This window comes from Klebsiella electrica, from assembly GCF_006711645.1.
Classification (GTDB): Bacteria; Pseudomonadota; Gammaproteobacteria; order Enterobacterales; family Enterobacteriaceae; genus Klebsiella; species Klebsiella electrica.
Map to the genome: position 1 here is coordinate 1,521,792 of NZ_CP041247.1, position 12,434 is coordinate 1,534,225.

Consider the following 12,434-nt stretch of genomic DNA (forward strand, 5'->3'; position numbering starts at 1 on the left):
ACGACTCATATCAATACTCCATTACTTTGTATTACCTATACTTAGCCTCAATATTTGATACCGGACAATTTCATGTCAGTAAGCGCATTTAACCGACGCTGGGCGGCGGTGATCCTCGAAGCATTGACTCGCCACGGCGTGCAGCATATTTGTATTGCGCCGGGCTCGCGCTCGACACCTCTTACCCTGGCTGCGGCGGAAAACCGCGCGTTTATTCCCCACACTCATTTCGATGAGCGCGGTCTTGGCCATCTGGCGCTGGGGCTGGCAAAAGCCAGCCGGCAGCCGGTGGCGGTGATTGTCACGTCCGGAACGGCGACGGCTAACCTCTATCCGGCCTTAATTGAGGCGGGCCTGACCGGTGAAAAGCTGATCCTGCTTACCGCCGATCGTCCCCCGGAGCTGATTGACTGCGGCGCGAATCAGGCTATCCGCCAGCCGGGGATGTTTGCCTCTCATCCCTCGCAGACGCTGTCGTTGCCGCGCCCGTCGCAGGATGTGCCCGCGCGCTGGCTGGTGTCGACGATTGATCAGGCGCTGGGCGCCCTGCATTCCGGCGGTATCCATATCAACTGTCCGTTCGCCGAACCGCTGTATGGCGAGATGGATGATACCGGCGTGGAGTGGCAGCAGCAGCTCGGCGCGTGGTGGCAAAGCGATAAACCCTGGCTGCGGCACTCCCTGCAGCTGGAAAGCGAAAAGCAGCGCGACTGGTTTTTCTGGCGGCAAAAGCGGGGCGTTGTCGTCGCGGGCCGCATGAGCGCCGCTGAAGGTAAAAAAGTTGCCGGGTGGGCAAAAACGCTCGGCTGGCCGCTGATTGGCGATGTCCTTTCCCAGACCGGGCAGCCGCTGCCGTGCGCCGACCTGTGGCTGGCGAACGGCAAAGCGGTGAGCGAACTGCAGCAGGCGCAAATCGTTGTGCAGCTGGGCAGCAGCCTCACCGGTAAACGCGTGCTGCAGTGGCAGGCCACCTGTGAACCGGAAGAATACTGGGTCGTGGACGATCTCCCCGGTCGCCTCGACCCGGCCCATCACCGCGGTCGTCGGCTGATTTGCCCGGTGGAACAGTGGCTGGATCTGCATCCGGCGGAAAGCCGCCAGCCGTGGGCGACGACGATCCCTGTGCTGTCGCGACAGGCCTGGCAGGCGGCGGCCGAGCGCAGTGAGGCGTTTGGCGAAGCCCAGCTGGCTCACCGGATTCGCCGCTATCTTCCGGATCAGGGGCAGCTGTTTGTCGGTAACAGCCTGGTGGTTCGGTTAATTGATGCCCTGGCGCAGTTGCCGGCGGGATACCCGGTTTACAGCAACCGCGGCGCCAGCGGTATTGATGGCCTGCTGGCGACGGCGGCAGGGGTCCAGCGAGCCAGCGCCCGCCCGACCCTGGCGATCGTCGGCGATCTTTCCGCGCTCTACGATCTGAACTCGCTGGCGTTGCTGCGTCAGGCCTCTGCGCCGCTGGTGCTGATGGTGGTAAACAACAACGGCGGACAGATCTTCTCTTTACTGCCGACGCCGCAGGATCAACGGCGGCAGTTTTATCTGATGCCGCAGGATGTTAATTTCGGCCATGCGGCGGCGATGTTTGGCCTTCATTATCACCGTCCGGACAGCTGGGAGGCTCTGGAAGCGGCGCTGGCTGGCGCCTGGCAGCTTCCTGGCGCCACGCTGATTGAGCTGGTGGTGAATGAGACGGAAGGCACCCATACTTTGCAACAGCTGCTGGCGCAGGTCAGTCGGCTATGAGTCTGCACGCCCGGTGCGAAAAGGGGCAGTCGGGCTATCCCTGGCTGGTGTTTTTACACGGTTTTTCCGGCGACAGCCGGGAGTGGCAAACGGTGGGCGCCGCGTTCAGCGCTTATCCGCGGTTGTATATTGATCTGCCGGGTCACGGTGGTTCGCGCGAGGTCAGGGTCAGCGGTTTTGCTGAGGTCAGCCTGCGGCTGGCGGAAACGCTGGCGCACTATCATGTCCGGGACTACTGGTTGATTGGCTACTCGCTGGGCGGGCGTATTGCGCTGTTTTTTGCCGGTCAGCCGCGGCGCGGGCTGTGTGGGCTGGTTGTCGAGGGGGGGCATCCCGGCCTGCAGGATGCGCGCCAACGCCGCCAGCGTGCTTGTCGCGACGCCGCCTGGGCGGAGCGTTTTCGCCGCGAGCCGCTGGCGCAGGTTTTTGCCGACTGGTACCAGCAGCCGGTTTTCGCCAGCTTAAGTACGCCACAGCGGGAAGCGCTTGTGGCGCTGCGCAGCCACAACAGCGGCGCCAGTCTTGCCGCGATGCTGGAGGCGACCTCCCTTGCCGTACAGCCCGACCTGCGCGCGCAACTCCGCGCCCGGCGCTACCCTGTTCATTATCTTTGCGGCGAGCGCGATGCGAAGTTTCGCGCCATTGCGCGCGACGTCGCCGCCACGACACATATTATTCATCATGCCGGGCATAACGCGCATCGGGAAAATCCTGCGGCGGTGGTGTCATGTCTGGCCCAGTTTTTAGCGAGTTAACCAAAGGACATTCTATGATCTCTCTTGATGAAGCAATGCTCTACGCCCCTGTGGAATGGCACGATTGCTCCGAAGGCTACACCGACATTCGTTATCAGAAGTCGACGGACGGGATGGCTAAAATCACCATTAACCGCCCGCAGGTGCGCAATGCGTTCCGCCCGCTGACCGTGAAAGAGATGATTCAGGCGCTGTCCGATGCCCGATATGACGACAATATCGGCGTCATTATCCTCACCGGCGAAGGCGACAAAGCATTCTGCGCCGGCGGCGACCAGAAGGTACGCGGCGATTACGGCGGCTACCAGGATGATTCCGGCGTCCACCACCTGAACGTGCTGGATTTCCAGCGCCAGATCCGCACCTGCCCGAAACCGATTGTGGCGATGGTGGCGGGGTATTCCATCGGCGGCGGTCACGTTCTGCATATGATGTGCGATCTGACGATTGCCGCGGAAAATGCCATCTTCGGCCAGACCGGCCCGAAAGTCGGCTCATTTGACGGCGGCTGGGGCGCATCCTACATGGCGCGGATCGTCGGACAGAAAAAGGCGCGCGAAATCTGGTTCCTGTGCCGCCAGTACGATGCGCAGCAGGCGCTGGACATGGGGCTGGTCAACACCGTGGTCCCGCTGGCGGATCTGGAAAAAGAGACCGTCCGCTGGTGTCGCGAAATGCTGCAAAACAGCCCGATGGCGCTGCGCTGCCTGAAGGCGGCGCTGAATGCCGATTGCGATGGTCAGGCGGGGCTGCAGGAGCTGGCGGGGAACGCCACCATGCTGTTCTACATGACTGAAGAGGGGCAGGAAGGGCGCAACGCCTTCAACCAGAAACGTCAGCCGGACTTCAGCAAATTTAAACGGAATCCATAATGCGTCAGGCGCAGGTTTACCGCTGGCAGGTACCGATGGACGCGGGCGTGGTGCTGCGCGAACGGCGGTTAAAAACTCGCGATGGACTGTTCATTCACCTGCAGGAGGGGGAACGCCAGGGATGGGGCGAAATTGCGCCTCTGCCGGGCTTTAGCGCGGAAACGCTGGAGGAGGCGCAGTCCGCGCTGGTGGCATGGGCGAGAGCCTGGCGGCAGGGCGAGAACCTGCCCGAGCCGTCTCTGCCTTCCGTGGCCTTCGGCGTCAGCTGTGCGCTGGCGGAGCTGAACGATGACCTGCCGCAGGAGGCGGAGTATCGCGCGGTGCCGCTGTGCACCGGCGACCCGGACGAACTGTTTGCCCGGCTGGCGGCACTGCCCGGTGAAAAGGTCGCGAAGGTCAAGATCGGCCTGTATGAAGCGGTGCGTGACGGCATGGTGGTTAACCTGCTGCTGGAAGCGATTCCCGACCTGCAGCTACGTCTGGACGCCAACCGCGCCTGGACGCCGCTCAAAGCGCAGCAGTTTGCGAAATATGTCCATCCGCAGTACCGCCACCGTATCGCCTTCCTTGAAGAACCGTGCAAAACCCGCGACGACTCGCGGGCTTTTGCCCGGGAAACCGGCATCGCGATTGCCTGGGATGAAAGCCTGCGTGAGGCGGATTTTCGTTTTCAGGCAGAGCCGGGTTTGCGTGCGCTGGTGATCAAGCCGACGCTCACCGGTAGCCTGCGTAAAGTGCGGGAGCAGGTTGCCACGGCTCATGCGCTGGGGCTGACGGCGGTGATCAGCTCATCGATCGAATCAAGCCTTGGACTGACGCAGCTGGCGCGGATTGCCGCCTGGCTGACGCCGCAGACCCTTCCCGGCCTGGATACGCTGGCATTGATGCGCGCGCAGCTGGTTCGCCCCTGGCCTGACAGCCCGTTACCCTGTCTGAACAGTGATGAGCTGGAGCCGCTGCTGTGACCTTTAGCGACTGGCCATGGCGCCACTGGCGTCAGCTGCGTGGCGAGGCCCCGGCGGTACGCCTGAACGACGTTGTCCTGAACTGGCGGCAGCTGTGCGCCGAGGTTGACGCGCTGGCCGGCGGATTCCGCGCCCAGGGGGTTAATGAAGGAGAGGGCGTGCTGCTGCGAGCCTATAACCAGCCGTCGGCATTGCTGGCATGGCTGGCGCTGCTGCAGTGCGGCGCCCGGGTGCTTCCCCTCAATCCGCAGCTACCGCCTTCGCTGCTGGCGGCATTGTTACCCTCCCTCGATCTGCGTTATGCGCTGGTGCTGAACGGCGATCCGCTCGCCCTCGACTTTGTACCGCTGGCGCTGCAACGGACGGCGGGTGATTCGCCGCTGCTCTGGCGCGAAGAACGTCTGGCGTCAATGACGCTCACCTCCGGTTCTACGGGGTTGCCGAAGGCCGCTGTACACAGCTGTCGGGCGCATCTTGCCAGCGCCGAAGGTGTGCTGGCGATGATCCCGCTGGCGTCGGATGATGACTGGCTGCTGTCGCTGCCGCTGTTTCATGTTTCCGGCCAGGGTATTCTCTGGCGCTGGCTGCTGGCGGGCGCTCGCCTGACGGTAGGGGAAAGGCAACCGCTGGAACAGGCATTGCAAGGCTGTACGCATGCTTCGCTGGTGCCCACTCAGCTCTGGCGGTTGCTCAATAGCGAGGCCGATGTGTCGTTGAAGGCGGTGTTGCTGGGCGGTGCGGCGATTCCCGTCGCGCTGACCGAACAGGCGCGCGCCCGGGGCATTCGCTGCTGGTGTGGCTATGGTCTGACGGAGTTCGCCTCGACGGTATGCGGTAAAGAGGCGGATGGCGCGCCGGATGTCGGCCAGCCGCTGCCGGGGCGCGCGCTGAAAATCGTTGAGGGCGAGGTCTGGCTACGTGCCGACAGCATGGCCGCTGGCTACTGGCGCGATGGCGGGGTGCTGCCGCTGGTCAACGAACAGGGCTGGTTTGCCACTCGCGATCGCGGCGAGCTCAGGGAGGGCAAACTGACGCTGCTTGGGCGGATGGATAACCTCTTTTTCAGCGGTGGGGAAAGTATCCAGCCTGAAGAGGTGGAGCGGGTGCTGCTGGCGCATCCGCAGATTCAGCAGGCGTTTATCGTGCCGTTAGACGATGCGGAGTTTGGTCAGCGTCCGGTGGCGGTGGTGGAGTGCGATGCGCAGTGCGATGTCACCGCGCTGGCGGTCTGGGCCCAGGATAAGCTGGCCCGTTTTCAGCAGCCGGTACGCTGGCTGGCGTTACCTGATTCGTTGAAAACCGGCGGGATTAAAATCTCCCGCCGGGCATTACGTGACTGGGTTAATGCGGCGCCAGGCCGCCAGACCTGTTAACCGGGGTTGGCTTCGACGCGGCGTTCAGAGCAGGCCCTTCTGAGTTAACGTTTTGCGGGTCGCCACATTCAGGTCGTAGCGGTGCAAATCCTGCGGTTTCACCCAGGCATACTCCTGAAATTCATCGTTAAGGGTGACTTCGCGGTTGGCGCTGAAGCAATCAAAAATCAGGTAAATCATATAAATTTCTTCCTGACGGCCGTCGGCATAGGTTTTGACCCGAATATCATCGCGGAAGGTCCACGGCGTAATCTGCGTCAGCCGCAATGCCTCGCCGAGCTCCTCACCAATCTCCCGACGTAGCGCCTCTTCAATCCGTTCGCCCGGTTCTACGCCGCCGCCGGAAAGTGCCCACTGCCCGGGAAAAACGCCGCGATCGTCAGCCATTTTGCAGAGCAGATAGTGCCCTTCATTCTGAATCAGCGGGCAGACGATGGTCCTTTGACGCATGGTGATCTCCTTGACTAAACGGTAGGAAAAAGGTGTGGAGGAGAAGTTTGCGAGCCGTCTCGCTAAACCGCAAGCTGCATTGTCTCTGTTTTCACCATACTACCGGTAGCAACTGGTTACAATCACCAAAGTAAAGGTCGTTTTAATACATTGATTCCTCAACATTCGGCAGTACAATTCTGCGGTTTTTGGGACTTTTTTGATTCTTGTTTTGTGGATAGAGTAAAAATGAAAAAGCGCATTTTATTCGGCCTTGCCGGCATGATGTTGGTCTCTACGGCGGCAAATGCCATCAGCGTGACCGGCCAGGTTGGCGAGCACTACACCAATCTTGGCGTCGGTCTCGGGACTGAGTCATCCGGTCTGGCAGTAACCGGCAACTGGATGCACAGCGACAATGACGGCGACGCGGCGGGTTTGGGTCTTGGGCTGAATCTTCCGCTGGGGCCATTCCTCGCGACGGTTGGCGGTAAGGGCGTGTACACCAATCCGAAGAGCGGCAATGAAGGCTACGCGGCGGCCGTCGGCGGCGGCCTGCAGTGGAAAATCGGCGACAGCTTCCGTCTGTTCGGCGAATACTACTATTCCCCGGATTCACTCTCCAGCGGCATTCAGAGCTATCAGGAAGCTAACGCCGGCGCGAGCTGGACGATTATGCGGCCTCTGAGCATTGAAGCCGGCTATCGCTATCTGAACCTCGAAGGGAAAGACGGCAACAAAGACAGCACGATTGCCGATGGCCCGTACGTCGGCGTCAGCGCCAGCTTCTAATCCCCCACGGCGCGAACGTCTCCCGCGCCGTATTCCTGTCTACTCCGCCTGCGCCTTGCGTTATAGTATTGCCATCTGGCAGGCAAGGAGTGAAGTGAATAATGATAAATGTGGAAATGCTGTCCACCGGCGATGAAGTGTTGCACGGGCAAATCGTCGATACCAATGCCGCGTGGCTGGCCGATTTCTTTTTCAATCAGGGATTACCGTTAACGCGCCGCAACACCGTGGGCGACGACCTTGATTCCCTGGTCGCGGTGTTACGCGAACGCAGTGAACAGGCGGATGTGCTGATCGTCAACGGCGGCCTGGGGCCGACCAGTGACGATCTGAGTGCGCTGGCCGCTGCGACCGCCAAGGGCGAAGGACTGATTCTGCACGAAGCGTGGCTGGAAACGATGACTCGCTTCTTTGCCGAGCGCGGTCGCCCGATGGCCGCAAGTAACCGTAAGCAGGCGGAGATCCCCGCCAGCGCGGAGATGATCAACAATCCGGTGGGGACGGCCTGCGGTTTTGCCGTTCAGCTCAACCGCTGTCTGATGTTTTTCACCCCCGGCGTTCCGTCGGAATTCAAAGTGATGGTCGAGCAGGAGATTTTACCCCGCCTGCGTGAGCGTTTCCCGCTGCCAGCCCCGCCGCTGTGCCTGCGTCTGACGACTTTTGGCCGCTCGGAAAGCGATCTGGCGCAAAGCCTCGATCCGCTGGCGCTGCCGCCGGGCGTGGTCATGGGCTACCGCTCTTCAATGCCGATTATTGAGCTGAAGCTCACCGGTCCGGCAGAGCAGCGCGAAGCGATGCTGGCGATATGGCCGGAAGTGAAAAAAGTAGCGGGGGAGAGCATGATTTTCGAGGGCACCGAGGGGCTGCCCGCGCAGATCGCGCGTTGTTTACAGGCGCGCCAGCTGAGTCTGACGCTGAGTGAGCAGTTTACCGGCGGTTTGCTGGCGCTTCAGCTTTCGCGGGCAAGCGTGCCGCTGCTGGCAAGCGAAGTGGTCCCTTGCCAGGAAGAGTCGCTGGCGCAGTCCGCCCGCTGGGCCGCAGAACGGCGGGTCAATCATTTCGCGGGTCTGGCGCTGGCGGTGAGCGGCCAGGAGGCCGATCACCTGAATTTTGTCCTCTCGACGCCGGAAGGCACCCATGCGCTGCGGGTCAAATTTAGCGCCACTCGCTACAGCCTGACGGTTCGCCAGCAAGTCTGTGCCATGATGGCGCTGAATATGCTGCGTCGCTGGTTGAACGGTCAGCCGGTCGCCGGGGAGCATGGCTGGATTAACGTCGTGGACAGCGTGTTCATCGAGTGATGTTCCTCAGTCAGGCGCGCCCAGCGCCTGCGCCAGTAGAGTGATGGGATGTTCACAGCGTTTGCTGGTGGACATCTCGATTTGCCATTTGCAGGTTTCGCAATCAGTGATAACCAGGTCGGCGCCGCTCTCCTCAATTTGCCGGAACAGCGGAGCGCCGATGGCCTGAGAAGCGGGGTAGTTTTCCGATTTAAACCCGTAGGTACCGGCGATGCCGCAGCACTGCGAATCCAGCACCTCCAGCTGTAACCCCGGGATCAGCCGCAGCAGTTCAAGGGTATACAGCGACCAGCCCATCTTCTCCATATGACACGGCGTGTGATAGACCACCTTCAGCGGCAGCGGCCGTAACGGCAGGGTACGCCCGGCATCAAGCTGGCGCCAGATCCAGCGGGTGGCCAGTTCAATCCGGTCGCGAAGGTCCTGATTATCGACATCCAGCAGATGCGGGTATTCGTCGCGCAGGGTAAACGTGCAGGTTGATGAGGTGGCAATCACCGGCAGCGGGGTTTCCCGCATGGCAGCGACGTTGCTCTGCGCCTGGCGGCGGGCTTTGGCAAAAAAGCCGTTGGCGATAAGCGACACGCCGCAGCATTTTTCTTTGCTTAACAGCTGGACGCCGGTGCCCATCGCATTCAGCACGCGGATGAGGTCGTGGCCGAGCTGCGGATGGTTGTAGTTGACGTAACAGCCGTGAAAGAACGCCACCTGCTCGCTGAACTGCGCCTGGCGGGCCGCCTGCTGACGGTACGCCCGGCGAAAAGTGCCGAAACCGTATTTCGGCAGCGTTCGGCGGTGGTCAATTTTTAGCGTCGCATCGAGCAGCCGGCGTACCGGTTTGAGCCCCGTCGCGGCGTTGACCAACGGGGCAAACGGCGTGGAGAGGGTGCCCATCAGGTCGGTATGGCTGAGGATAGCATCGCGTAGCGTTGGTTTTTGCTGGCTGTACTGCGCCCGTGCCCTTTGGATAATATCGCCAATTTTTACATCAGAGGGACAGGCGACTTCACAGCGCTTGCAGTTAATACAATATTTTAAGGCTTCGTCGTACAGCGCCCCGTCCTTCAGACGCAGGCGCTCACCGTCGGGACCCGCTTGTTTCGGGCCCGGATAGCGCGGATTCACCCGGCTGACCGGGCAGCTGGTGGTACACACGGTACATTTAATGCAGCTCTCAAAGCGGGTATCGTTCATCGCGTGCCTCCGGCAAGGTCATGAATCTGTTTCGCGACGTGCAGTGCGGTGACCGCGCAAACGCCTCCGCCGCATCCAAGCTGGATGGCGTCAAAACCGCCCAGTAGCGAACCGATGGCGAACAGGTTGCCCAGCGGCTGGCCGTCGAGCAGCGGGCGCAGCATCGCATCGGTTTTCAGGCCGAAGCGCTGCCAGGGTTGCGAAGCAAAGAAATCGCGCTGATACCAGTTCTCGCGCGGGATGGTCTGCTGCAGGTCGAGGCCGAGAATCGGCTCCCGAACGCGCGCTTTATCGGCGATCAATCCATTGCTGAAGAAACTGCCGCTGGCCAGGACCGTAAACCGGGGGCGTAGCGCAACATCGCCGTGCTGCCGGGTCCAGACTGCGCTGACGTTGCCCTCCTGATGGTCGATCCGCGTGACTTCATCGCCAGCCAGCCAGGTGCCGCCGGTCCGGATAAAACGACGCTGAAGCTGGTTATGCAGGCGCATGCCGGGAACCGAAGGCGGCAGCGTCGGCAGCAGGCGTAGTGGGCAGGGCAGCTGTTCCTGTAGCCAGCTATACAGCCCGGCGTCATTCAGACCGAAACAGGCGGGCATGATCAGCAGATCGTGCGCCTGTGCCAGCGGACGCAACGCGGCGAGGAGCGCGGGCCAATGGCACTCTTCGTCGAGCATTCTGGCGATATTCACCGCGCGAAATTCGCTCGGATTATCCCGCAGAACGTCCAGTATCGGTAAGTCTATCTCTGTTGCCGTCGCCTTCACCCCCTGCCGGGTGAGCGAGGCGGCGGCCAGATGCGGCTGGAAGTCGGCGAAGCCGCCGATACCCACCACGCCAACGCTGCGTGCGGACAGTGGCGCCACGGGAACCTCCGGCGGCGAAAGCCATGTCGGGCGCAGGGTGCCCAGCGGCGTAACGCGTTCATGCGGCTGGCGGGCCTCGCCGCGCATCGCGATTCCGCTGGCGGCCAGCAGCGCCTCGGTTTGCACGGCGTACGCCATCACCCGATCGGCGCCCAGCAGCGCGTAGGGATGCGCGGGAAGCTGTTGCGCCAGGCGGGCGATTCCGTGGGCCACATCGCTGACTCGCTCGCCATCGGGAAGGGCGCAGAGCAGATCCAGCGAAGCGGAGGAAAAGTGCAGCGCGCTTTGACCCCGACTGACGATGACGCAGTGCAGGCCCAGCTGATTAAGCGTTAGCCCGCAGAGCAGGCCCGCGAGGCCACCGCCGATAATCACGCTATCAAATTTCATCCTGAGACTCCTGTTGCAGGCCGCACAGTCCGAGGTAGACCCAGCGGGTGAATTCACTTTCCCTGAGCGCATCGCCCCAGGCAATGGGCTGCACGCCTTTCCAGCGCTCGTTTAAAAAATCAGAAAGCTGGGCCAGCGACTGGGCGGGAGTGGTGATGTTAAACCGTTGCAGGAGCCCGGCCGCCCGGCAGGCGCACAGCTCTCCCTGGCAGGTGCCCATGCCGATGCGCGTGCGGCGGCGTAGATCGAGCAGGCTGTTAACCGCTAAGTTTTCCACCGCGTACTGTACCTCTCCGGCGGTCACCATCTCGCATTCGCAGATTAAGCTGCGATGCTGGCGGGTATTGCCCAGCCAGGCTGGCGTGCGGTCGCCGTGACGATAGAGGGCGGAACCGCGCAGCGGCGCGGGTAGCGAGATGATTTTTTTTACCGTGGCTTCGGGGGGCTCCGTAGAGCCCGGCAGCGGGATATCGGCGGTAGAGCAGGGGACGCGGTTGTCGAGCTTACGGCACACTGCATCCGTGGCCCACTCCGCCATCAGGCGATAGGTCATCAGCTTGCCGCCGGTAATGGTGATAAACCCCTCCATGCCATCACGCTCGGCGTGGTCGAGCAGAACGATACCGCGGCTGACGCTGCGTCCGCTGGGGTCATCATCGCTGGCCACCAGCGGACGCACGCCGGAATAGGCGCGCAGCACGCGAGTGCGCCCAAGTACCGGAGCCAGTTTTTCTCCTTCCCGCAGCAGCGTGTCGACTTCGGCTGTTGTGACCCGGTTGTCATCAATTTCGGCGTAAGGGATATGTTCCGACGTCGTGCCAATCAGCGAAATGGTATCACCGGGCACCAGAATATCGGCATCGGCGGGTTTGCGGCAGCGGTTGATGACCTGCCGGTTGATACGATGGTCGAGGATCAGCAGCGATCCCTTAGCCGGGAACATGGCGATGCGCAGATCGGCATATTCTGCGATCCGCTGCCCCCAGATCCCGGCGGCATTCACCACCACACCGGCGTACAGCGTACCTTTCTCGCGATGTTGATGATCATAAAATTCGACCCCACAAACGCGATCTCCCCGGCGGATGAGACCGGTAATTTCGCAACCGGTCAGAATGGTCGCACCATGCTCCCGGGCATCGAGCATGTTGGCTGCCGTGAGGCGAAACGGATCGATGGTGCCATCGGGGACCTGTACGGCGCCAAGCAGGGCCGGATTGACGGTGGGTTCAATACGCAGTGCCTCTGCCGGCGACAGCGACTGAGTTTCGATCCCCGCCTGTTGACAGGCGTTGATGAAGGTCCGTTGCCAGGCCAGATCGTCCTCGGGAAGGGTAATAAAGAGTCCGTTGGTCGCTTCAACGCAGTGACGGGCGATGCGGCGCAGAATCCGGTTCTCATTGATGCACTCGCGGGCCGATTCGCCGTCGGTGACGGCATAGCGGGCGCCGCTGTGCAGCAGACCGTGATTACGCCCGGTTGCTCCGGTCGCAATATCGTGACGCTCCAGCAGCGTTACCTGCAGTCCGCGGAGCGCGCAGTCTCGCGCGATCCCTGCGCCGGTCGCGCCGCCGCCGATGATAATCACATCGCATTCACGGGTTTCGGCCATCTTCCTGTCCTTCTGCTTTCGTTTTACGCCATTTAGCCATACAAATAGTACGTATTGTTTGATTTCGAGCATATTCGCGCGTTATTCGAGCGGGTTATGTGATTTCATGCTCATAATGGAATGTTTTGTCATATTTTTGTAA

The 12,434-nt window shown here is 61.5% G+C and carries 11 protein-coding genes; 7 read left to right on the forward strand and 4 right to left on the reverse strand.

Annotated features, from left to right (window positions below; all coding sequences use genetic code 11):
• Window positions 1-72 precede the first annotated feature (72 nt).
• From menD to menE, 5 genes are read left to right on the forward strand one after another with little or no spacing between them, the layout of a single operon-like run.
• Complete coding sequence (gene menD, locus Electrica_RS07360) at window positions 73-1,743, forward strand: 2-succinyl-5-enolpyruvyl-6-hydroxy-3-cyclohexene-1-carboxylic-acid synthase (RefSeq protein WP_141964100.1); 1,671 nt, start codon at window positions 73-75, stop codon at window positions 1,741-1,743.
• Entirely contained in the window at window positions 1,740-2,498 is a 759-nt protein-coding gene (gene menH, locus Electrica_RS07365) for a 2-succinyl-6-hydroxy-2,4-cyclohexadiene-1-carboxylate synthase (RefSeq protein ID WP_141964102.1), read from the forward strand. Before menD ends, menH begins: the two co-directional genes overlap by 4 nt.
• A gap of 14 nt (window positions 2,499-2,512) precedes the next feature.
• Window positions 2,513-3,370 carry a 1,4-dihydroxy-2-naphthoyl-CoA synthase gene (gene menB / locus Electrica_RS07370; RefSeq protein WP_100682766.1) on the forward strand — a complete coding sequence of 286 codons (858 nt, stop codon included), beginning with the start codon at window positions 2,513-2,515 and terminating at the stop codon, window positions 3,368-3,370.
• On the forward strand, window positions 3,370-4,335 hold the full coding sequence (menC, locus tag Electrica_RS07375; RefSeq protein ID WP_141964104.1) for an o-succinylbenzoate synthase: 966 nt from the start codon (window positions 3,370-3,372) through the stop codon (window positions 4,333-4,335). Before menB ends, menC begins: the two co-directional genes overlap by 1 nt.
• Complete coding sequence (gene menE, locus Electrica_RS07380) at window positions 4,332-5,708, forward strand: o-succinylbenzoate--CoA ligase (protein WP_141964106.1); 1,377 nt, start codon at window positions 4,332-4,334, stop codon at window positions 5,706-5,708. Before menC ends, menE begins: the two co-directional genes overlap by 4 nt.
• Window positions 5,709-5,732: 24 nt before the next feature.
• Here the strand turns inward: menE and nudI are convergent, their stop codons facing one another.
• The gene (gene nudI / locus Electrica_RS07385) at window positions 5,733-6,158 is read right to left on the reverse strand and encodes a nucleoside triphosphatase NudI (RefSeq protein ID WP_141964108.1); all 426 of its coding nucleotides are present in this window, start codon (window positions 6,156-6,158) and stop codon (window positions 5,733-5,735) included.
• A 228-nt stretch (window positions 6,159-6,386) separates the two neighbouring features.
• On the opposite strand from nudI, the gene Electrica_RS07390 reads away from it, so the two are divergent.
• Entirely contained in the window at window positions 6,387-6,929 is a 543-nt protein-coding gene (locus Electrica_RS07390; protein WP_141964110.1) for a YfaZ family outer membrane protein, read from the forward strand.
• 101 nt (window positions 6,930-7,030) lie between these two features.
• Entirely contained in the window at window positions 7,031-8,230 is a 1,200-nt protein-coding gene (locus tag Electrica_RS07395; protein WP_131048205.1) for a nicotinamide mononucleotide deamidase-related protein YfaY, read from the forward strand.
• Between the two features lie 6 nt (window positions 8,231-8,236).
• Here the strand turns inward: Electrica_RS07395 and glpC are convergent, their stop codons facing one another.
• From glpC to glpA, 3 genes are read right to left on the reverse strand one after another with little or no spacing between them, the layout of a single operon-like run.
• Entirely contained in the window at window positions 8,237-9,424 is a 1,188-nt protein-coding gene (gene glpC / locus Electrica_RS07400; RefSeq protein WP_100682760.1) for an anaerobic glycerol-3-phosphate dehydrogenase subunit GlpC, read from the reverse strand.
• Complete coding sequence (glpB, locus tag Electrica_RS07405; RefSeq protein ID WP_141964112.1) at window positions 9,421-10,680, reverse strand: glycerol-3-phosphate dehydrogenase subunit GlpB; 1,260 nt, start codon at window positions 10,678-10,680, stop codon at window positions 9,421-9,423. Before glpB ends, glpC begins: the two co-directional genes overlap by 4 nt.
• Entirely contained in the window at window positions 10,670-12,292 is a 1,623-nt protein-coding gene (glpA, locus tag Electrica_RS07410; RefSeq protein ID WP_141964114.1) for an anaerobic glycerol-3-phosphate dehydrogenase subunit A, read from the reverse strand. The genes glpB and glpA overlap by 11 nt, the downstream gene beginning before the upstream one ends.
• Window positions 12,293-12,434 lie beyond the last annotated feature (142 nt).

What these genes read in the sequence shown, in the direction of transcription:
- glpA (WP_141964114.1), bottom strand. Translation starts at nt 12,292, where the DNA reads ATGGCCGAAACCCGTGAATGCGATGTGATTATCATCGGCGGCGGCGCG.
- glpC (WP_100682760.1), bottom strand. Translation starts at nt 9,424, where the DNA reads ATGAACGATACCCGCTTTGAGAGCTGCATTAAATGTACCGTGTGTACC.
- menH (WP_141964102.1), top strand. Translation starts at nt 1,740, where the DNA reads ATGAGTCTGCACGCCCGGTGCGAAAAGGGGCAGTCGGGCTATCCCTGG.
- Electrica_RS07390 (WP_141964110.1), top strand. Translation starts at nt 6,387, where the DNA reads ATGAAAAAGCGCATTTTATTCGGCCTTGCCGGCATGATGTTGGTCTCT.
- menB (WP_100682766.1), top strand. Translation starts at nt 2,513, where the DNA reads ATGATCTCTCTTGATGAAGCAATGCTCTACGCCCCTGTGGAATGGCAC.
- glpB (WP_141964112.1), bottom strand. Translation starts at nt 10,680, where the DNA reads ATGAAATTTGATAGCGTGATTATCGGCGGTGGCCTCGCGGGCCTGCTC.
- menC (WP_141964104.1), top strand. Translation starts at nt 3,370, where the DNA reads ATGCGTCAGGCGCAGGTTTACCGCTGGCAGGTACCGATGGACGCGGGC.
- menD (WP_141964100.1), top strand. Translation starts at nt 73, where the DNA reads ATGTCAGTAAGCGCATTTAACCGACGCTGGGCGGCGGTGATCCTCGAA.
- nudI (WP_141964108.1), bottom strand. Translation starts at nt 6,158, where the DNA reads ATGCGTCAAAGGACCATCGTCTGCCCGCTGATTCAGAATGAAGGGCAC.
- Electrica_RS07395 (WP_131048205.1), top strand. Translation starts at nt 7,031, where the DNA reads ATGATAAATGTGGAAATGCTGTCCACCGGCGATGAAGTGTTGCACGGG.